At 60.1% G+C, this 20,405-nt stretch carries 17 protein-coding genes; 6 read left to right on the top strand and 11 right to left on the bottom strand.

Features of this window, described 5'->3' with window-relative positions:
- Positions 1–17 precede the first annotated feature (17 nt).
- The 8 genes from M1D68_RS20440 to yaaA form a co-directional block, all read right to left on the bottom strand.
- Positions 18–1,469, bottom strand: coding sequence for an alginate O-acetyltransferase (locus M1D68_RS20440; protein ID WP_457968125.1), 1,452 nt, complete (start codon positions 1,467–1,469; stop codon positions 18–20).
- A gap of 12 nt (positions 1,470–1,481) precedes the next feature.
- A complete protein-coding gene (algG, locus tag M1D68_RS20435; RefSeq protein WP_420765393.1) occupies positions 1,482–3,074 on the bottom strand; it encodes a mannuronan 5-epimerase AlgG in 1,593 nt (530 codons plus the stop codon).
- Positions 3,075–3,100: 26 nt separating this feature from the next.
- Entirely contained in the window at positions 3,101–4,585 is a 1,485-nt protein-coding gene (locus tag M1D68_RS20430; RefSeq protein ID WP_434564143.1) for an alginate export family protein, read from the bottom strand.
- A gap of 5 nt (positions 4,586–4,590) precedes the next feature.
- The gene (gene algK, locus M1D68_RS20425) at positions 4,591–6,096 is read right to left on the bottom strand and encodes an alginate biosynthesis TPR repeat lipoprotein AlgK (protein ID WP_457968124.1); all 1,506 of its coding nucleotides are present in this window, start codon (positions 6,094–6,096) and stop codon (positions 4,591–4,593) included.
- Positions 6,097–6,111: 15 nt separating this feature from the next.
- Positions 6,112–7,281 carry a PilZ domain-containing protein gene (locus M1D68_RS20420; protein ID WP_420765391.1) on the bottom strand — a complete coding sequence of 390 codons (1,170 nt, stop codon included), beginning with the start codon at positions 7,279–7,281 and terminating at the stop codon, positions 6,112–6,114.
- A gap of 35 nt (positions 7,282–7,316) precedes the next feature.
- Entirely contained in the window at positions 7,317–8,798 is a 1,482-nt protein-coding gene (gene alg8, locus M1D68_RS20415) for a mannuronan synthase (RefSeq protein ID WP_420765390.1), read from the bottom strand.
- Positions 8,799–8,898: 100 nt separating this feature from the next.
- A complete protein-coding gene (locus M1D68_RS20410; protein ID WP_434607617.1) occupies positions 8,899–10,215 on the bottom strand; it encodes a nucleotide sugar dehydrogenase in 1,317 nt (438 codons plus the stop codon).
- Between the two features lie 808 nt (positions 10,216–11,023).
- On the bottom strand, positions 11,024–11,803 hold the full coding sequence (gene yaaA, locus M1D68_RS20405; protein ID WP_434675905.1) for a peroxide stress protein YaaA: 780 nt from the start codon (positions 11,801–11,803) through the stop codon (positions 11,024–11,026).
- A 190-nt stretch (positions 11,804–11,993) separates the two neighbouring features.
- On the opposite strand from yaaA, the gene M1D68_RS20400 reads away from it, so the two are divergent.
- The 6 genes from M1D68_RS20400 to M1D68_RS20375 all read left to right on the top strand — a co-directional run bounded on the left by M1D68_RS20400 (position 11,994) and on the right by M1D68_RS20375 (position 17,311).
- Positions 11,994–13,118: a polysaccharide deacetylase family protein gene (locus M1D68_RS20400; protein ID WP_457970769.1), complete on the top strand. Its 1,125-nt coding sequence runs from the start codon at positions 11,994–11,996 to the stop codon at positions 13,116–13,118.
- Positions 13,119–13,455: 337 nt separating this feature from the next.
- Positions 13,456–14,850 carry a PhoH family protein gene (locus M1D68_RS20395; RefSeq protein WP_030139644.1) on the top strand — a complete coding sequence of 465 codons (1,395 nt, stop codon included), beginning with the start codon at positions 13,456–13,458 and terminating at the stop codon, positions 14,848–14,850.
- Between the two features lie 246 nt (positions 14,851–15,096).
- Positions 15,097–15,570, top strand: a complete 474-nt coding sequence (gene moaC, locus M1D68_RS20390; protein WP_434648847.1) for a cyclic pyranopterin monophosphate synthase MoaC — start codon at positions 15,097–15,099, stop codon at positions 15,568–15,570.
- A complete protein-coding gene (locus M1D68_RS20385) occupies positions 15,567–15,809 on the top strand; it encodes a MoaD/ThiS family protein (protein WP_420765386.1) in 243 nt (80 codons plus the stop codon). Before moaC ends, M1D68_RS20385 begins: the two co-directional genes overlap by 4 nt.
- A gap of 3 nt (positions 15,810–15,812) precedes the next feature.
- The gene (gene moaE, locus M1D68_RS20380) at positions 15,813–16,265 is read left to right on the top strand and encodes a molybdopterin synthase catalytic subunit MoaE (RefSeq protein ID WP_420765385.1); all 453 of its coding nucleotides are present in this window, start codon (positions 15,813–15,815) and stop codon (positions 16,263–16,265) included.
- 269 nt (positions 16,266–16,534) lie between these two features.
- A complete protein-coding gene (locus tag M1D68_RS20375) occupies positions 16,535–17,311 on the top strand; it encodes an ABC transporter substrate-binding protein (RefSeq protein WP_457968123.1) in 777 nt (258 codons plus the stop codon).
- 127 nt (positions 17,312–17,438) lie between these two features.
- Here the strand turns inward: M1D68_RS20375 and M1D68_RS20370 are convergent, their stop codons facing one another.
- The 3 genes from M1D68_RS20370 to M1D68_RS20360 form a co-directional block, all read right to left on the bottom strand.
- Positions 17,439–18,065 carry a helix-turn-helix transcriptional regulator gene (locus M1D68_RS20370; protein ID WP_420765383.1) on the bottom strand — a complete coding sequence of 209 codons (627 nt, stop codon included), beginning with the start codon at positions 18,063–18,065 and terminating at the stop codon, positions 17,439–17,441.
- Positions 18,066–18,152: 87 nt separating this feature from the next.
- Positions 18,153–19,280 (bottom strand): NAD(P)/FAD-dependent oxidoreductase, encoded by a 1,128-nt coding sequence (locus tag M1D68_RS20365; RefSeq protein WP_434648845.1) that lies wholly within the window; start codon positions 19,278–19,280, stop codon positions 18,153–18,155.
- 147 nt (positions 19,281–19,427) lie between these two features.
- Positions 19,428–20,375: an ornithine cyclodeaminase family protein gene (locus M1D68_RS20360; RefSeq protein WP_457968122.1), complete on the bottom strand. Its 948-nt coding sequence runs from the start codon at positions 20,373–20,375 to the stop codon at positions 19,428–19,430.
- Between the last annotated feature and the right edge of the window lie 30 nt (positions 20,376–20,405).

The raw sequence follows: 20,405 nt of genomic DNA, 5'->3' as shown, positions 1-20,405 counted from the left end.
GGTCATGAGACGAGACCTCATTGTCCGATTTGAGCCGTTTGTTGCTCGGCTTGCGGAGATGCATTGCGTTTGCAGACTTTCGCTTCGATTTGCAGTGGTTCTTTACCGGCTTCGGGTCCCTGGACTTCGACAGCCAGCAGGTTCTGCGAGGCCCAGTCTTCGTCGGTGCGCAATTGGAAGGCGAAACGTCCGTCGGTTTCGGAGGTGTTCGGTTTTTCGATCTTGATGTCCTCGTGGCGCCCATTCATGTACCAAAGGGTGGCTTGCAAGGTTTTCACCGAGGTGTCGGCGAAGCGGATATCGATCTGGTGACTGCCGTTACGCAGGTCCATATTCTTGCTGTTGACCATCAATTCGTTCTTGCCCGGCTTGAGCTTGGCTTTGCTGCTCATCAATGCCGGCTTGCCTTCGCAACCGTTGTTGTCCAGCAGCGCCATCATCTGGCGGTAGATGGTTTCCTGGTCCAGGCGATACAGCGGCGAGAATTCCCAGATGAGGATCTTCGGTGGGTTCTTCTGGAACTCTTCGCTGCCCAGGTACTGGATCATCGCACCCTCGAAACCGCCGCCCGGGAAGGCTACGTTGAGGATGTCGGCGCCGATGGCTTCTTGCAGGAACCCGGCGAAGTTGTAGTTCTTGCCGCTGTGACTGGTGCCCACCAGCGTGATTTGCGGGTCGCCCGCATCGCCGAACAGGTCGCCATCGCCCGCCTCGCCCTTGGGCTCGGTGGTGAACTGGTCCATGTACTGGATCGCATAGCTGGTGCCACACAGTTGCCCGGCCATGTTGTGCAGGGTGCCGGTCTTGCCCATGCGGCCGGACTTCTTGGTCTCGAATTCACGCTTGGGAATGTCGGCGAATGCCGGGATCTGCTTGACCTTCTCGGCCACGATCTTCGCCGTGCGCTGGGCGCCGTACGGGGTCCAGTGCTGGTCGCCACGGAAGTAGAAATCATGGGCCGGCAGGGTTTCGGGCAGGTTTTCGTTGGTCAGCGGCGACAGGTCCGGCACCACGTAACCCATCTGGGCGAAACGGCCGAGCATGTTTTTGTAGTTGGTCAGCGCCTTCTCGTAGTCGAAGGCGGCCTTTTCCTGCGGGTTGAGCTTGTTGCGGTTCACCAGGCCCCGGGTCGGCTGGTAGACAAGCACCAGTTCTACGCCTTTTTTCTTGAACGCATCGTGCAACTGCTGCATGCGCTTGTAGCCGGCCGGCGTGGTGTTGAACTCCGTGCGCAGGTCTTCCTGGGTACGGAACAGCCAATCGCCCTGGGCCTGGACCAGCGTGGTGAAGTTCTGCTGGTAGCGCGTGGTGTAGTTCTTCGCGTCATGGGCGGCCGGGCACAGGTTGCAGCAAGGTTCGGCGGTAAAGGTCGGTGCTTTGACTTCATCGGCGCGCGCGCCGCTTGCGGCGGCGAGAATGCCGGCGGTCAGGGCGGACAGGCCCAGAAGTTTGATCATGCGTGGGTTCATAAAGGTCATTCCTCAGTCCCGCAATTCGGTCTGGCTTTCAACAGGGTCGATCAGCACGGCTTTTTGCTGGCGCACCAGCAGGTCGAGGATTTCGTCCTGGCGTTCGCCCAGGATCCCCGTGAAGCTGATGCCGCTGGATTTGGTCGGCGCAAGCATGGACACGCGGTACAGCTCGACGCTCAACGGCGAGTCGATGGACAGCGGGCCGCTGCCGTTGCCGGCCAGTTCGCCGCCGACCACGATCAGCGACACCTCGGTGTCGAACGGGTCGAGCTTGATGTCCCGGTCGGTGTCGGACAGGTCTTTGATGTGGCCATACAGACCCGTCAGGCCGTTGGCCATGGACAGGTTTTCGTACAGTCGGATGTTTACGCTGTTACGAATCCGGATGCCGTGGCGCTGGTTGCTGATCACCTTGTTGCCCCACAACAGGTTGTCACCACTCTCATAAAGCGTGATGCCGTCGGTGTGGTTCTTGTAGATCTCGTTGTAGGCGATCACGTTGTTCACACTGTTGCGGTCGATCACCACGCCCGAGAGCTTGTTGTCGTAGCTGCGGTTGTTGAAGATGAAGCTGTCATTGACCTCACGGGAAATAATGATCCCGTGCTTCTTCTTGGTTCCGTAAACGGTGTTGTCGGCAATGATCAGCCGATGGGAACGGTCGTGGGGGTCGATGCCGTAGACGATGTTGTCTTTGTAGGTGTTGCCCTTGATCACAAAGTCTTCCGTTTCGTAGCAGTAGAAGCCGTACCACATGTCCGAGAACTCGGAACCGATGATCCAGCCGGTCGGTTCCGGGCGCTTGAGGACCTTGGCCATGTTCGGCGTGTACTGGGAAATACTCACGCCGTACGACTTACTGTTGGCGTAGCCGAAGCTGGCCATCTTGGTGTTGACGATGTAGGTCTCGGTACCACCCCAGGACAGCAGGAACGGACGGAACTCGTTGGGCGAACGGAACGTGGCGGGGCCGTTGTCCTTTTCGCGCCAGCCGGTGACCTTGGTGTCGCGGATGAACATGTGCCCATCGTTGACCAGGAACGAGCCGCCCTCCTGGGACAGGCGTAGTTCCTGGGTCTGCTTGTCGATTTCCAGGATGCCTTTTTCGCCCACGACAATCGGAATTCGCGCCAGGAACACCCCTGGCGACGTTTCCTTGAGGTACTGCTTGGGCACTTTCTTGACCAGGTCCTTGAGGTTCATGTAACCGTCGTCGATGAAGATGGCCTGCGGGATGCCGTGCTGACGCACCACCCACTCGGCCATCTTGTTGTCGCCGCCGATGAAGTCCTTCAAGGCGTTTTCCTGCATCATCCGGCGCACGCTGACTTTGCCGGGCTTGCTGCGCACGATCTTCGCCGCGACCGCTTCGGCGGTATAACCCTTGAGGTCGGGCAGGGTTGGCGCGGCCAGTTCCAGCGGCGCGGTCGGCGCGCTGCTGACGGTGTAGGTCTTGGCTCGTTGCAGCTCCTTGACCACGTTGCCCGGCTTGACCGCCGGTTCAACGTTGGCGAACGCCGATGAGCCGGCCAGCAGCATCGCTGCGGCCAACAGGCTGATCGAACCCTTCATCGCCTGGCTGTTCCTGAGGTAGCGGTTCATATCGGGCACTCCCATGGCCGTTCGCATCAGAAGCGCCAGATCACGTCGACAAAGGCACGATGCATGTACGAATCGACCTCTTTGCCGTAGGCGTCGCCTGGCTTGAACACGCCGCCACGCAAGCGCACCAGCGCCGACGGCTCATCTATGGATTGACTCAGCGCAGCCGGCAACAGGCCTTGCTTGAAGTACTTGGTGACCACCAGATCGACTTCCTGGCCCAGGTCCTTCTCGCCGTCGCGCAGGGGCAGGGTCGAGGTGGACAAGATGGCGCCGGTCACGTCGTCAGTGTTGTTCTGCACGGCATTGATGCCGTTGCTGCCCACCGCCTTGTTGCCGTCCACGCGCCAGAACTTGTGGTACACGAGGCTGGCGTCGTATTCGTCGCGCAGTTGCCAGGAGCCGAACAGGCTGGCGCTCTGGGTGTTGGCCATTTCGCCACGGAAGGCCTCGCCGAAACGGTGGACGCGCGAGCGGGTGCCGGTGAAGTTCGAGCGGTTACTCTGCAGGCCGTTCTGCTCGTAGTCCTCGCTGGCGCGGGCGTAGGCCGCACCGACTTGCCATTGCGGATCCAGACGCAGGCGGATACCCAGGTCGGTGGCCCAGCCGTCAACGTCGTCGCTGCGCTTGAGCTGCGCGGGGCGGGTGCCGTCGGCGTCGAGCGGGTTGACGGTGTCGCGGTCGCCGGTCATGCCGGTGATGCTTGCCCAGTAATTGACGGTGTTGGTGTTGCGCCAGTTGTAGGCATCGCTGTTGGCTTCCAGGCCGAGCCAGGTCAGGTCACCATTCTGGGTCTTGTCCAGGGTGTCGGTGGCTTCGCCCGGGGTCGGGTAGTCCAGGCTGCCGTTGTCATGGGTGTGGTGCGCGCGGATCCCGGCCCATTGGCCTGGCATCCATTGGTACGCCACGTCACCGTAGACGTGCAGGCGATCCTCGTCCTGGGGCGACAGTTCCTTGAGGTCGGTGCGGTATTCGCTGAAACGCTCGGCCACGCCCAGGTTGGCGCGCAGCAGGGTGGTGTCGAAGGTCCAGTTCAGGGCCTCGATGTTGGTGTCGCGCCATTGCCCGTCGTCGTTGCGCAGGCGCTGGCGACCGAACTTCAACAGTTCGCCCGGATAAGGCGTGAGGCCGCTGTAGCCAATCCAGAATTCGCGCATTGCCAGGTAGCTTTTTTTGGCTTCGCGATCACCGCTGTCGGTTTGCTGGGTCGCGTCATCCGACTGCTGCAGCGTGTCGGTCTCAATGATGTCGGTGGATGTCACGGCCTGGGCCATGGCGTAGCCGCTCCAGTTACCGCTTTCGCCATAGATCCAAGGGCGCAGGTCCAGGCCGATACCGTTGACGTCGCCACCGCTCTGGGTGCCGAGGTCGCGGTCATCTTCGGACTGGCCGGTGATCTTCACTTCCAGGCCGAAATTCTTGCTTTCGGTCAGCGCCGCCAGGGTCGGGCAGGACCACAGCAGGGCAAACGACAGGCCAATACCAGCCTGTACAAAAGGGTTGAGCTTCAAAAGCTTCATAGAGGTTCCTCGCCGTCATCTTCTTTTAGGGCTTGCAGTTCCAGCGTATCGGGGCTCATGGCGCCGCGAATGGCCTGCTCTTGTTGTAGCAGGCGTTGCGCTTGTGCAAGTTGTTCCGGCGGTAATTGTGCTTCGAGGGTCTGGGCAAGCTCGGTGGCCTGCGGGGTGTTTTGTGCCTTGGCCAACTGGCTGAACACGTAAGCGTTGACCGGGTTGGGCTTGGTGCCCTTGCCTTGGGAGAACAGCTGGGCAATGGCGTAGTCGGCGCTGTTCTGGCCGTTGCGGGCGGCCTTGAGCAGGTGATCCAGAGCCTTTTGCGAGTACACCTGGCCCAGATAACCACGGCGATAGATCTGGCCGAGGTAATAATCGGCCGCCACTTCACGGCCCACGGCTTTCTGGAAGTGCGCCTCGGCGACCTTGGCGTCGGCGGGCACCCACTTGCCTTCGTAATACAGCTTGCCCAGCAACAGCTCGGCGCGCGACTGGTCGGCGGCGCGGCCGTTTTCCAGGTACTGCATCATCTTGTCGACGTCACCCAACTCGGGGAAATCGTAAAGCAGCTGCGCCAGGCTGACCCAGGAAGCGGGGTAGCCGGGGGCGATGCCTTCGAGCAACGACTGGGCGGTTTTCTCGTCGGTCTTGCCCAGGCTCTGATCGGCCAGGACGCGGGCGACGCTGTCTACACGCTGGGCCGAGACCACACCGCGGGCGTGACCGGCTTGCATCTGCTTGATCAGCTCGGCCTGTTGTTCCGGCTGGCCGCGTTTCTGGTAGACCGTGGCCAATTCGACGTAGCAGATATCGGTGGTCGCCAGGGCGGCCTTGCAGACCTTTTCCACTTCGTCCAGGTGCTGGTCGTACGTGCCCTGGGTGCGGTAGAGCAGGATCTGCGCCAGGCCGGCTTCCGGGTAGCCGGCGCTGCGCCATTGGCTGATCTGCTGCTGGGCGTTGACGTTCGGGAAGCTGTGGGGGTATTGCAGGTACAGCATCGCCAGCGGGATCAAGGTATTGCCTTCACCGTTGGCGAAGGCTTTTTTCAACAGGCCTTCGGCTTCGTGTCTTTCAGCCTCGGTGGACCCGGGCTTGGCCACCAGCAGGCGACCCAGGCGAGCCTGGGCGCGCGGCGAGATATCGGCGGCGGCGCGGTAGGTCGCCTCGGCCTTTCTCATCTGCTCGGGGTCGCGGCTGTCCACCTGGATATCGGCCAGGCCCACCTGGGCCTCGCTGTAGCCCAGGTCCGCCAGTTGCTGATAGTTCTGCTGCGCCAACGCCGTGTCGCCGCGCTTGAGGGCTTCGTTGGCCAGGCGCTGGTCGGGCAGGCCGGCGCAACCGGCCAGGCTGACGGCCAGTGCCAAGGCACACAACGCATAGCCTGTGTGGGAGCGAGCCTGCTCGCGATGCAGGCTGCTCGGAGTCTCAGACAGACCGCGTCGATCCCATCGCGAGCAAGCTCGCTCCCACAGGGAACGCGGCGCATTGTTGTTTTGTGGAGTGATCACGGGCATATCCTCGACTTAAAGACCAACGGCCATGGCTTTGTCGATCAGCCAGTTCAGGCTTGGGCCACGATCGCTGACGACTTCTACCGGACGGCCGGCCAGCGCGCTGTCGAGGGCTTCGTCGGGCTGGATCAGCACGCGGATATCGGAAGACAGGTCGGCGCTTTTCAGGCTGGTGCTGCTGACGATCTTGCCGGTACGGGTGGTGTCTTCGCCGGCCACCTGGAAGCTGACCGGTGTACCTGGGCGCACATCGCCGAACTGGCGATAGGAGAAACGCGCTTCAACGTTGGCTTCGGCGCCACGTGGAACCAGTTGGAATATCACGTCGCCCTTGCTGGCGTACTGGCCGTTGGAAACCAGTTGCTGGGCCACGATGCAGTCGCATGGCGAGGTGAGGGTGCCGGTCATTTGCTTGCCGAACAGCTCTTCAACCTTGGCCGGCTGCAGCTGGTTGTCGTCCAGGTGACCCTTGAGTACGTCCAGCATGCTGGTGCTGAAAGTCGCCAGCGGAGCGCCTTTGGCGGCCAGGCCGTCGGCCTTGACCAGGCTCTGCACGGTGCCGTCGCGCGGCATGGTGATGGCCATGCCCGGTACGTTGACGATGCCGGCCTGGGCGTGGCTGACGAAGTACATGCCGTATACCGACTTGAAGATGAAACCGAACGCCGCCAGGCCGACAATGAAGATGCCCAGGCTGAAGGTCACGGCGCGCAGGCGGCCGAAGGCGCTCATGCCACCGTTGTCATCTTTCTGTTTGCGGGCCTTGGTGAAGTTGTCGCGTTGCAACGTCGCCAGCACGTCGCCGACGCCCACGATGTCGCCGGCCAGGTGCGAGGTGATGATATGGCGCAGTGTCGAGATGTCACGCGGCTCCAGGTTCTGGAACTGGCAACCGGTGCGGCCGGTCTGGCGGTCGTGGGAACGGATTTGCAGCTCCACGTCCATGGCCAGGCCAAGGTTGTCGATCACGAACTGCAGGCGGGCCTTGTACGTCTCGCCAACCTTGAGCGGCATCTGGCCGGCGTTGAAGCACAGCCCACCGGCCGACAGGTCCAGGACCTTGACTTCCATGGGCGTACGGTCTGGGCCGAAGAAGCGCAACTTGGCCGGGATTTTGACCCGGGCGTGTTGGCGTTGGGCTTCGGATTCATGCACTACGTTGACATTCACGGCGGTGTTCATAGGGGCGATTTCCTAGTTAATTCAGGCAAGTTCGGTCAGACCATCGTCAGCAGCACGGCGACAAAGATGCTGCCGGCGGAGAAGGTCATGGTCCGAGACGACCAGGTGTTGAACCAACGTTGAAAGCTGGCGAGATCACGGGTCAGGTGGGTGGGCTGGCGGGTCCAGGACTGTTGATCGAGGCGGAAGAACACATAGATCTTCACCATCGCGCCGACGATCTGGTTGTAATAGAGAATCGCCGGGTAGGCCGGGCCGATCCGGTGTCCGGAGCACGACAGCAACAGGGTCAGTAGCAGCCGCGTGATGCCGATCCACAGCAGGTACACCAGAATGAACGCGGTGCCGTACTTGATGCTGGCGATGATCGCCACGGTCAAGCCCAGCAGCGAAGTCCACATCGAGACGCGCTGGTCGAACAGCACCACCGACGTGAACAGGCCCAGACGCCGCAGACCCAGGCCCAGGGCCCGGGAGTTCTGCCGCAGGTTGTTGCCGTACCAACGGAACATCAACTTGCGACTCGCCTTGATGAAGCTTTTTTCCGGCGGATGCTCAACCGTGTTGATGGCCGCGTCTGGCACGTAGAACGTGTCGTAGCCCAGGCGCATCAGGCTGAACCAACTCGATTTGTCATCGCCGGTGAGGAACTTGAAGCGGCCCAGGCGCCAGTGTTGCAGCGAGTCGCTTTCCACGTCGGCGATGAAGTCCGGGTTGGTGACCACGGTCGCGCGGAATACGGACATGCGTCCGGTCATGGTCAACACGCGCTTGGACAGGGCCATGGAGCACATGTTGATGTGACGCTGGGCGAAACGCAGCTTGTGCCACTCGCTCATGATGTAGCCGCCGCGTACTTCGCAATATTCGTTGGTGGTCAGGCCGCCGACATTGCCGAACAGTTGGAACCACGGTACGGTCTTGCGCACCACGCCCTCGGCGAGGACGGTGTCGCCATCGATCACCGCGACCACCGCGCGATCGTCTGGCAGGTGGCGGGAGATGGCGCGAAAGCCGTAGGCCAGGCCGTCACGCTTGCCGGTGCCAGGGATGCGCACGAAGTCCAGCTTGACGTGCTCGGGCGGGTTCATGCGGGCCCAGAGGCTCTTGACCAGCAACTCGTCGGACATTTCCACGATGGAGCAGACCACGGTGGTGGGCAGCCCGCACTCGATGGCTTCGCGAATTACCGAGCCATAGACCTGGGCGGTGGTCAGCGCATCGATGCGAAAGCTGGTCACCATCAGGTACACATGGGACGGGTCCGCCGCCTTGCCCAACTTGCGAACCTTGCGGCGCAGGTGTGGGTAGACGATGTACAGGAAGATCATGCCGCGCACGAAATGCGTTGCTCCCATGGAGTAACGCCAAATGCCCACGGCGCCGATCAGGAAGATGAAGTCCTTGGATTCGGCGTCGAACGTGGACGTGGGCAACGCCGTGGCGATGCCCATCAGTAAACTCAAGTAAAACAGCCAACCGGCGGCCTGAAGCAGGCCGTGCTTTAGCCTGTGCATAATCTGCATCCGTCTCTATCTCGGGCGGGCCCTGGGGGCGGCCCGATGGGTTAAGGCAGGCGAAAGGCCGGCCGGGGCGAGCCCCGGCCGGCTAACAGACTTACCAGCAGATGCCTTCGGTCCGGCCATTCGCAGAGGTGGCCTTGGACATGAACCCAACCAGGTCGATGACCTGCTTGCCTTCCGGTACGTTCTCGGTCAGCGCGCGGAACTTCTCGTCGCGGTTGCCGAGGATGATGATGTCGGAGCTGTCGATCACCGCGTCGAAGTCGGAGTTGAGCAAGGACGAGACGTGAGGGATCTTCGACTCGATGTAATCCTTGTTCGCACCGTGGACACGGGCGTATTCGACGTTGCTGTCGTAGATGCGCAGGTCATAGCCCTTGCCGATCAGCATTTCCGCCAGCTCTACCAGCGGGCTCTCACGCAGGTCATCGGTGCCGGCCTTGAAGCTCAGGCCCAGCAGGGCGACTTTGCGCTTGTCATGGCTGGATACGATGTTGAATGCGTTCTGCACCTGGGATTCGTTGCTGCGCATCAGCGAGTTCAGCAGCGGTGCTTCCACGTCCAGGGAGCCTGCACGGTAGGTCAGGGCGCGCACGTCCTTGGGCAGGCACGAGCCGCCGAAGGCGAAGCCTGGGCGCATGTAGTACTGGGACAGGTTCAGGGCCTTGTCCTGGCAGACCACGTCCATTACTTCACGGCCATCGACGCCGACAGCCTTGGCGATGTTGCCGATCTCGTTGGCGAAGGTGACCTTGGTGGCGTGCCACACGTTGCAGGTGTACTTGATCATCTCGGCGACGGCGATGTCCTTGCGGATGATCGGCGCATCGAGTTCTTCGTACAGCGATTGCAGGACGTCGCCCGAGGCTTTGTCGAACTCGCCGATGACGGTCATTGGCGGCTGGTCGTAATCCTTGATCGCGGTGCTTTCGCGCAGGAACTCAGGGTTTACCGCAACGCCGAAATCAACGCCGGCTTTCTTGCCGGAGCAATCTTCGAGGATCGGGATAACGACGTTGGCCACGGTGCCTGGCAGTACGGTACTGCGGACCACGATGGTATGGCGGGTGGTTTTCTCGCGCAGTACAAAACCGATTTCACGGCACACTGCTTCGATGTAGTTCAGTTCCAGGTCGCCATTCTTCTTACTTGGCGTGCCGACGCAAATCATCGACAGATCGGTATCACGAATTGCTTCGGCGAAGTTGGTAGTACCACGCAACCGACCTGTTTGAATGCCTTGCGCCAACAGCTCGCCAAGACCCGGTTCAACGATCGGGGATTTACCCGCGTTGATCATGTCGATTTTGTCTTTGGCGACATCTACGCCAACTACGTCATGGCCCCGTGCAGACAGGCAACCGGCACATACTGCACCGACGTAACCCAAACCAAATATGCTAATGCGCATCGCATTTACCTCTGTTTTCACGCCATTAAATGGCCGGAGTTAATAGTGTTCAGCGGTCATCGTGCACTCGGAAGTGTGGAATGCAGGCGCCACAGTGCCGTGTGCAGGCATACAAAGTTCCGAGTGTCTAAATAATTGCACTCAAGTTGTGCGCAAAGCGGCCTAGTTGTTATGACCTGCCCTGTTATGCAGCCAGTCCTCGTTGGCGGGACGTCGGTGCAAAAGATCCTTCACTTCAGACTCCTGGCAAAAAGCCCACAAAATCAGAAGCTTGTGCGCTCGGGGGAGCACGTTAATAGGGGCGCAGCCTTGGCCTTGTAGGGGATACTAATGGTGCATTATCTCCCGTCCTTCAGGGTGGATCCAATTAGACGACCGTTTCGCTAAGTTGTCGTTACAACTCTGTTACTCCGGACGACGTGCCACGTAAGTTATCTCGTACATCCTCGGCGAGAATCGTTACGGGTGGTATGAGCCGTGCGTTTTGACATAGTTCCGATCCGCTCATCGCCATTTTCGAAATTTTTCGAAATATCTGCCTAGATGGCACTGCCCTCATAGTGATAGCACTCGCGTTTTTAGCCTTTAGTTTCGGGGAGTTGAGGGGGGTAGATAGTTTTGTGCCACTACTGATGAAAAATTTCCGTGCCACTACGGAAAAATCTGACATTTGTCGAGTGAAAGAAAAGTTAGCGCGGTGTGTGTTTGTTTTATTGGCGCCAAGAAAGTGGCAAGTAGGGAGGGGAATCGGGATGACATCTAGCGAAGTGATCGAGGCCCCTTATCGGGGCCTGAAAGAGGTATTGCGTTATTGCGGGGCGTGGTCGCGCAAGAAGACCAGTTTTTCCGGGGTGGATTGTTCGGGGTTGTAGCGATAACCCTGCACATCAAACTCCCTTAGTGCAGTGGGATTATTAATGCGTTGTTCGATGACAAATCGGCTCATCAGGCCCCGGGCTTTTTTCGCGTAGAAGCTGATGATCTTGTACTGGCCGTTCTTGAGGTCCTTGAATTCGGTATCGATCACCCGTGCCTTCAGGGCACTGCGTTTAACCGCCGAGAAGTATTCATTGGAGGCCAGGTTCAACAACACGTCGTCACCCTGTTCGGCCAAGGCTTCGTTCAACCATTCGCTGATGCGGGTGCCCCAGAAGGCGTAAAGATCCTTGCCCCGGGCATTGGCCAGTTTCGTGCCCATCTCCAAGCGATAAGGTTGCATCAGGTCCAGGGGGCGCAGCAGGCCATATAAACCGGACAGCATGCGCAGGTGCTGTTGGGCGAAATCGAAATCGGCGTCACCGAGGCTTTGCGCATCGAGGCCGGTATAGACGTCGCCTTTGAAGGCCAGCAATGCCTGTTTGGCGTTGGCGGGGGTGAACGCCGGGTTCCAACTGCCGAATCGTGCTGCGTTGAGGCCGCCGATCTTGTCGGAAACGTGCATCAGTTCGCTGATCTGGGCCGGCGAAAGTTCGCGTAGTTGCTCGACCAGCTCCTGGGAGTGGTCAAGGTATTGCGGCAGGGTGAAGCGCTCGATGGCCGGCGGTGTTTCGAAATCGAGGGTCTTGGCGGGGGAAATCACCATCAGCATGCAGACGTCTCCTTTGAGGGTGCGGCGATTCTAGGGGGTTGTCCGGGTGGACTCCAGCTATTGGGGTGATAGGGGATGGATGGTGGTGGTGCCTTTGTGGCGAGCAAGCAAGCTCCCTCGCCACAAAGGCAGGTTCTCCAAGAAGGATCAGCTATCATGCCGCGCGGGTTTCGTTATGGAGACATCCCCTTTGCGTATCGCCCTTCTATTGTCGGCCTGGTTGTTGAGTTTCGCTGCGATCGCCGCGCCCAACGACGTCGCCACCTTGGACCGCAGCACCTGGCCTGAGCAACTCACCAATCCGACGCTGTTCGATGTTGCCTCGCGCGCCGAGATCCTGATGTTCGCCCGGGTATTGCTGGACGTCGATGCCATGGATGAAGTGGCGCTCAAGCAGTACCTTGGGCTGCGCTCGGTCAATATGGCGGCGGTCGACGCGCTGCGCACACGGCTGTGGCAGCGTCTGCTATCGAGTTACAACTTTGCCCAGCGAAGCTGTGAATTGGATGCCTCCTTCTGCTATCTGGTGGAAAACATGGCGACCCTGCGAGAAGAAGCGGGCAGGTTCCAACTCGATGATAATTCCTACTACATCAAGTGGGCCGAGCCGAGCCGGACCTTCCATACCCACTATCGGGACGAACTGTTGCGCAAGGCGGCGCTGTTTCCCCAGGTCAGCAGTGAAATCGAGCTTTTCGGCGATTACGAGCGCAACGGCGAGCAGATGAACGACCGGCTGTTCTTGCTGACCTTCGACAGCGGGGCCAATATCGCGCCGGATAACACCCCGTGGCTGACCGAATACCTGCGAAAATCGAACATGAACGGTACGTTCTTCGTACTCGGCAAGGATATCCAGGCGCGGCTGGCGGATCGCTCGGTCAATGATCTGCAGAGCCTCTATTCCAGGCAATGCGTCGGTGTGCAGGGCTGGGAGTTTCGCTCTCACAGCTATTGGCAGGATTGGCAAGACTCGGTGCGGCGCAGTGTCGACCTGGTCAAGGGCAAGCTGCCGGAGAATTTCGTGCCGCTGTTCCGCCCGCCCCAAGGCCAACGCCGGGGCGATGCGCAATCATTCTTCCAGGCACAGGGCCTGCAAGTGGCGCTGTGGGATATCGATCCTCAGGACAGCACCAACCGCCTCAAGCCCGAACAGAGTGCCCAGCGGGCGCTGACCTTGATGCTGTTGTGGCGCCATGGCGTGATCAACTTCAACGCCAAGCAGGATGCGGTGAAAATCGCACTGCCCTGGCTCGTAGCGCAAACGGCGCAGAGCGGGATCGGCTGGGAGGAATGTCAGGACGCGTTTCGCTGAAAGATGGGAAAGGCCCGGAAACATTGGGCGGGGTGGGTTTTTTGGCACGCATTCGGTGCGACCCGACTTCCGACTTTAACGGTGCGACAGCGGTACGCCAAGGGTTATTCGTCACTCTGAAAAATAAACTTCAAAAAAGCGTCAAAGTGCTTTTTCCTGTCATGTGTTTTGGAGTATCAAGAAGTCAGACCGCCGAAACCTGCAACACAGGTGGCGTCTTCCAAGACCCAGATTGTGTGCAGTTCACCTGAATCCTCGCGGGTGAATTCGGTGGCTACCTCGAGGCGCAGCACTGTCACGGTATTGCGTCGAATGGCCCCCACATAGGTGACCGAGTATGGATGACCACGGACGTAGCCCTTCCTCCAACCAGCCAATCCTCTATGTACTCGATACCAACGTATTGATCCACGATCCAAACGCGCTCCTGAACTTCGAAGAACACCACGTAGCCCTCCCGATGACCGTCCTTGAAGAGCTGGACAAGCTCAAGAGTGGGCATCACAGCGTGGCGGCCGAATGTCGCCAGGCGATCCGCCTGATCGACAAGACCCTGGGGGACGCCTCTCCCGAGGACGTCGAACTCGGCGTACCGATCCAACGTGGCAAAAGCGGCCCCAAGGGCCTGCTCTCGATCCTGATGAGCAAGCGCACCGAACCCAACCTGGTGCTGCCTGAACACCTTAACGACAACATCATCATCAACCAATTGATCGACCTGCACGCGCGCAACAAGGATCAGGCCGTGGTGCTGGTGACCAAAGACATCAACATGCGCCTCAAGGCCCGCGCCTGCGGGATCGCGGCCGAGGACTACAGCACCGACCAGCTGGTCGACGACGTGTCGCTGCTGCCCAACGGCTACCACACGATGACCGGCTCTTTCTGGGACCGCGTGAGCAAGGTCGAGACCCGCCAGGACCATGGCCGCACGTGGCACCAGGTGCAATTGATCGACAATCTGCCGGCGGTGCACATCAACGAATTCATCATCGACGAACAAGGCTTCGTCGGCTGGATCAAGGAAATCCAGGTCGACAAACTGCTGATCCTCGACTTGCATCAGGAACCCTTGTTGCATCAGGAGGCGTGGGGCCTCAAGCCTCGTGACATCTACCAGAGCCTGGCGCTGTTCGCCTTGCTCGATCCGGATATCCACCTGGTCAACCTGTCCGGTGCGGCTGGTTCCGGCAAGACCATCCTGGCCCTGGCCGCTGCTATCGAGCAGACCATGGTCAGCAAGCGTTACCGGCGCATCATCGCTACCCGCAGCGTGCAGGGCCTGGACCAGGAGATTGGCTTTTTGCCCGGCACCGAAGCGGAAAAAATGGAGCCGTGGCTGGGCGCGATTACCGACAACCTCGAAGCCTTGCACATGGATGACGAAAGCACCCATGGCAGCGTCGACTACATCCTCAGCAAAGTGCCGTTACAGTTCAAATCCCTCAACTACATCCGAGGCCGCAGCTTCCAGCAAAGCCTGATCTTGATCGACGAATGCCAGAACCTGACCCCGCACCAGATGAAAACCATCATCACCCGTGCCGGCGCCGGTTCCAAAGTGGTGTGCCTGGGTAACCTGGCACAGATCGACACCCCATACCTGTCCGCGACCAGCTCCGGGCTGACCTACCTGACCGAACGCTTCAAGGACTTCCCCAACGGGGTCCACATCACCCTGCAAGGCGTACCGCGCTCGATCCTGGCCGAATACGCTGAGTCTCATCTGTAACACCAGCCGAACCGGGCGACCTCACCGTCGCCCGGTTCTTCCATGCACCACATAACCCTGTGGGAGCGAGCCTGCTCGCGAATGCGGTGTGCCAGCCAAATATTTTTATCTGAAGCACCGCTTTCGCGAGCAGGCTCGCTCCCACCAAGGATCTTCAGTGGTCTGCTAATTACGGGCACGACAATCAGCCCTGCCAGAATCTGACCCACGGGTTTACAATCGACGCTCCTGATCAGGAGTAACCCTGTGCTGACTCATCTCGATTCCCAAGGTCGCGCCAATATGGTCGACGTGACCGACAAGGCCGTGACGTTCCGTGAAGCCACGGCTGAAGCCTTTGTGCGAATGCTGCCCGATACCCTGCGGATGATCGTCAGTGGCGGCCATCCCAAGGGCGACGTGTTTGCCGTTGCCCGCATCGCCGGCATCCAGGCTGCGAAGAAAACCAGCGACCTGATTCCGCTCTGCCACCCGCTGATGCTCACCGGCGTCAAGGTCGAGCTCAATGCCGAAGGCGAGGACCGGGTACGTATCGTTGCCCGTTGCAAACTGTCGGGGCAGACCGGCGTGGAAATGGAAGCGCTCACCGCCGCCAGCGTCGCCGCGCTGACTATTTATGACATGTGCAAGGCCGTGGACCGGGGCATGACCATCGAAGGCGTGCGGGTGCTGGAAAAGCTTGGCGGCAAGAGTGGTCATTTCCAGGCGGATGCATCATGAAAATCACTGTGAAGTTTTTTGCTCGCTACCGCGAAGCGCTCGGCGTGGACTCGGTTAAGGTGGAAGGCGGTTTCGCCACGATTGACGACGTGCGCGCCTTGCTCGCGCAGCGTGACGGCGCCGAAGTGCTGAAAGAGCAAAACCTGATGTGTGCCCGCAACGAGGATCTCTGTCAACTCGACGAGCCAGTGGCGGACGGCGATGAGGTGGCGTTTTTTCCCACCGTGACCGGAGGCTGAGCCATGGCGATTCGGGTACAGGTGGAACCGTTCGACCCGGGCAGCGAAGTCAACGCGATGCACGCGGCCAATGTCGGCGTGGGTGCTGTGGTCAGTTTTGTCGGCTACGTGCGCGACTTCAATGACGGCCTCGATGTGTCCGGGATGTTCCTGGAGCATTATCCGGGCATGACCGAGAAAGCGCTGGGCAAGATCGCCATCGAGGCCGAGCAGCGCTGGCCATTGCTCAAGCTTGAAGTGCTGCACCGCATCGGCGCCTTGGAGCCGGGTGAGCCGATCGTTTTTGTCGGCGCCGCCAGCGCCCACCGCCAGGCGGCGTTCGACGCCTGCGCCTTTGTCATGGACTACCTCAAGACCCGCGCGCCGTTCTGGAAAAAAGAAAACACCGTCGATGGCCCGCGCTGGGTCGAAGGGCGGGACAGTGATCATGCGGCGGCGGATCGCTGGAAGCAGTAGTTCACGTCGTTTCTTCGCAATACTTATGCCCGCATCGCGAGCAAGCTCGCTCCCACAGTGGCGCTTCGTTGCACACAATGTTTGTGTCTGACACAGATCCCCCTGTGGGAGCGAGCCTGTTCGCGATGAGGTCGGCAGCCTCCCATCACTTTCGCCTGTTTGCCCAATTGACGATGTGTACATTAAAGTCCAGTATGGATTTATAAGTACAAAATAAGTCGCGCCTGCCTTTCTCTGCCAAACCAACAACAACCCGCGAGAGAACGATTATGAAGAAGCTCCCCCTCATCACTGGTCTGGCCTTGAGTCTGTTGGCCTCCAGTAGCCTGTTCGCCGCCGATAAAACCTTGCGCATCGGTATCGAGGCGGCTTATCCGCCTTTTGCTTCGAAAACCTCGGAGGGGAAAATCGAGGGGTTTGACTACGACATCGGCAATGCCTTGTGCGCACAGATGCAGGTGAAGTGCGAGTGGGTCGAGGGTGAGTTCGATGGGCTGATCCCGTCGCTCAAAGTGAAAAAGATCGACTTGGCCCTGTCGTCCATGACCATCACCGAAGAGCGCAAGAAGTCGGTGGATTTTACCCACAAGTATTACTTCACCTCATCGCGCCTGGTCATGAAGGAAGGGGCGTCGGTCGATGACCAGTACGCCAGCCTCAAGGGCAAGACCGTCGGCGTGCAGCGCGCCACCACCACGGACCGTTTCGCCACGGAGGTCTTTGAGCCCAAGGGCATTACGGTCAAGCGCTACAGCAATAACGAAGAAATCTACATGGACCTGGCGTCGGGTCGCCTGGATGCGATTTTTGCCGACACCATTCCTTTGGAAGACTTCCTGTCGATGCCTCGTGGCAAGGGCTATGCCTTCGTCGGGCCGGAGCTCAAGGACCCGAAATACGTCGGCGAGGGCGCCGGGATTGCGGTGCGCAAGGGCAACACCCAATTGGTGGCGGATTTGAACAAGGCCATCGATGGGATTCGGGCCAATGGCGAGTATCAGAAAATCCAGGCCAAGTATTTCAAGTCGGATATCTACGGCGATTGATCGATAGCCTTCGCGAGCAGGCTCGCTCCCACAGAGGATTTGTGTCGTGCACGAGATATGTGTGCAATGCGATTCAATGGGGGAGCGAGCTTGCTCGCGATGGCGTCAGGCCAGGCAACTCAAAACCTCAGCCCTTCAATTCCTTCAGATGCTTGTACACCGTCGCCCGCCCCATGTTCAGCACATTGGCCACATAGTTGGACGCGCTCTTGCCCTTGAACGCGCCTTCGGCATGCAGCGCCAACACCAGCTCGCGTTTGTGGTCGCGGGTCAGCAGGTTCAGGCTCAGTTGGCGCTCGCGCATCCAGGCGTGCAGGAAAGTGTTGATCCGCTCCTGCCAGTCATCACGAAACAGTGAATCCGGCTGGGGAATCAATTTGCCTGGCGACAGGAACAGATCCAGCGCGGCCTTGGCATTCTCGAACAGCGAAATATTCAGGTTGATGCACAGCACCGCCAGCGGATGACCGTTTGCATCGCGCAGGACGCTGCTGAGGCTGCGAATCTTCTGTCCGTCCCAGTTCAGTTTTTCGTACGGCCCGATGTTACGTTCGCTGACGTCCTCACTGAGCATGTCTTCAAGGGACGAGTCATCGCCGATTTCGCGCTTGGACAGGTTATTGGCGATGTAGTCGACCTTCTGGGTGCGCAGGTCATGCAACACCACTTCCGCGTGGGGGTAGAACAGTGTGGCGATGGCATCGGCGATAGTGCGGAAGTTATCGAGTGTCGGATTGGCTTGCGGGGCATTCATGACAGGACTCCAGACGGTCAGCGCCCCGTGGAACAGGGGCGCGGGGGAGTGTGCCGCAATCGTGGCGATGCGTCACCTCACCGAAGGTCAACCCAGGCGAGTGGGCGATAGCATCGCGGCGTTCAGGCCGAAACGGGTCAAAGGCTCAGGCAGTGGTTCACCGCGCGCCAGTGCCGCGCTTGCCTGGCCCATGGCAGGGGAGGTCTGGATGCCATAGCCCCCCTGGGCCGCGACCCAGAAAAGGCCGGGTACTTGTGGGTCGAAGCCGGCCAGCAGATCACCGTCAGGCACGAAGCTACGCAATCCGGCCCAGGTGCGGGTCGGACGGCGAATGGTCAGGGTGGTGGCCTCTTCGATCTGGTAGATGCCCATGGCGATGTCCAGCTCTTCGGGCTGTACGTCGTGTGGTTCGACCGGGTCGGCATTGGCCGGAGAGCCGAGAAACATGCCAGCGTCGGGCTTCATGTAGAAGGATTCGTCGAGGCTCACCAGCATCGGCCAGTCGTGGATATCCACCCCCTCGGGGCCGGCGAAAATGAACGCCGCCCGCCGCTTGGGTTGCAGGCCCAGCTTGCGCGCGCCGGCCATTTCGGCCACTTGATCGGCCCAGGCGCCGGCCGCGTTGATCAGCACCGGCGCGTAGAACGTCTGGCTGGCGGTCCTGACCTGCCATCGCCCTTGGTCGTCGCGGATCAAGTCCAGCACTTCGCTGTCGGTGTGTACCTCACCGCCGCTGCGACGGATACCGCGCAGATAGCCTTGGTGCAGCGCATCGGTATCGATATCGCAAGCCGTGGGGTCGTAGATCGCGCCGTGGACTTTTTCCCGTCGCAGGATCGGCAGGCGCAGGCAGGCCTCTTCGGCGCTGAGCAATTGCATTTGCGGCACCGTGGCCTTGGCGCTGAGGTATTGGTTACCAAGCTCGGCCGGGTCGCCGATGAAGTCCACCGTCATTTCGCCGCGCGGGGTGAGCAACGGGTGTTCGCAGAACCCGGCTGGTGGTGCGTCGAAGAAATCCCGGCTGGCCTGGGTCAATGCCCGTACCTGAGGGGTGCCGTAGGCTGCGGTGTACAACGCCGCCGAGCGTCCGGTGGAGTGATAGGCCGGATGGGATTCGCGTTCAAGCACAATGACCCGGCCGTGGGGTGCGAGCCAGTAGCCGGTGGAAGCACCGGCGATGCCACCGCCGATGATGATGAAGTCTGCTGAGATCATAAAGTTCTCCTGTCGAGCACATTGCCGGGAGTTTCCGTGAACCTGTGGGAGCGAGCCTGCTCGCGAAAGCGGTGTGTCAGTCACGCGTATTTATCTGATAAACCGCTTTCGCGAGCAGGCTCGCTCCCACAAGGGAAAATGGGTGTGTCAGTCGAGAAGTTGGTAAAGCGCATTCGCCAGCGCAACATCCTCCAGCCCCAACCCAATGGAACGGAAAAACACATGGCGCTCATAGTTTGGTCGCGCCGCACGTTCGCTCAGCAGATCGGGCAAGTCACCCACAATGCTTGAAGGCTCCCAGCCATGCTGTTCAGCGGCGATCAACATCTCGCCAGCCGAGCCCGGAGTGGTCTGACGATAGTCGCAGAACACATCCATGTCGTTGAGGCTCTGGGGCGGTACTTCATGCGCGCGCGGGGCATTGGTGCTGATGGATGTGATCAACGTCGGTTTGCCGAGGGTCTGCGGGTCTAGCACTGCCCGGGCGGAGGAGGTGCAGAGCATCACCACATCGGCGTCGTGCAGTGCCGCTTCAAGGGTGTCGGCGATTTGCAGGCGCGGGTCCAGGCCTGTTATCGAGGCAAGTTGTTCTGCCGACTTGGCCTTCAGGCTTGGCGAATAGAGACTGATGGCTTGCCAATCCCGCAGTCCCTTGACGTACTGCACATGGGCGCGCGCCACCGCGCCACTGCCGATCACCGCCAGGCGCCTGGCGTTGTGCGGGGCGAGGGCATCGATGGCGACGGCGGTGGCGGCGGCGGTGCGGACGGTCGTCAGCTCGGCGGCATCGCACAGCATCAACGGCTGGCCGTTCTGCATCGACATCAGCAAGGTCCAGGCGGTGATGAGTGGCCCTTGCTCGCGCACGATGTAGGGCGAGGTCTTGACCCCATAGACCTGGTCTTGAGCCAGCACACCGAGGAAGTTGATGAAGTCCCCGGCGCCCTCGGGAAACACCACCCTTTGCTGGGGCGGCTGCACCGCTTGCCCGGCCGCAAGATCGCGGAACAGCTTGCGCAGGACTGCCAGCACATCGACGTGCCCGAGCAGTTCTCGGGCCTGGGCTTGGGTCATGACATGAGGCGTATTGGACATCGTAGACTCCGGGTGTCTCGAGTAAACTAA

The organism is Pseudomonas sp. R4-84 (assembly GCF_054130985.1).
Note: the sequence above shows the minus strand (reverse complement) of the source record. Positions and strands in the feature narration are given on the sequence as shown.

Coding starts and splice junctions, on each gene's coding strand:
- M1D68_RS20360 (WP_457968122.1), bottom strand. CDS start 20,375: ATGTCCAATACGCCTCATGTCATGACCCAAGCCCAGGCCCGAGAACTG.
- M1D68_RS20375 (WP_457968123.1), top strand. CDS start 16,535: ATGAAGAAGCTCCCCCTCATCACTGGTCTGGCCTTGAGTCTGTTGGCC.
- M1D68_RS20365 (WP_434648845.1), bottom strand. CDS start 19,280: ATGATCTCAGCAGACTTCATCATCATCGGCGGTGGCATCGCCGGTGCT.
- M1D68_RS20395 (WP_030139644.1), top strand. CDS start 13,456: ATGGATGACCACGGACGTAGCCCTTCCTCCAACCAGCCAATCCTCTAT.
- M1D68_RS20410 (WP_434607617.1), bottom strand. CDS start 10,215: ATGCGCATTAGCATATTTGGTTTGGGTTACGTCGGTGCAGTATGTGCC.
- M1D68_RS20370 (WP_420765383.1), bottom strand. CDS start 18,065: ATGAATGCCCCGCAAGCCAATCCGACACTCGATAACTTCCGCACTATC.
- M1D68_RS20420 (WP_420765391.1), bottom strand. CDS start 7,281: ATGAACACCGCCGTGAATGTCAACGTAGTGCATGAATCCGAAGCCCAA.
- M1D68_RS20385 (WP_420765386.1), top strand. CDS start 15,567: ATGAAAATCACTGTGAAGTTTTTTGCTCGCTACCGCGAAGCGCTCGGC.
- moaE (WP_420765385.1), top strand. CDS start 15,813: ATGGCGATTCGGGTACAGGTGGAACCGTTCGACCCGGGCAGCGAAGTC.
- M1D68_RS20440 (WP_457968125.1), bottom strand. CDS start 1,469: ATGAACCCACGCATGATCAAACTTCTGGGCCTGTCCGCCCTGACCGCC.
- alg8 (WP_420765390.1), bottom strand. CDS start 8,798: ATGCACAGGCTAAAGCACGGCCTGCTTCAGGCCGCCGGTTGGCTGTTT.
- algG (WP_420765393.1), bottom strand. CDS start 3,074: ATGAACCGCTACCTCAGGAACAGCCAGGCGATGAAGGGTTCGATCAGC.
- yaaA (WP_434675905.1), bottom strand. CDS start 11,803: ATGCTGATGGTGATTTCCCCCGCCAAGACCCTCGATTTCGAAACACCG.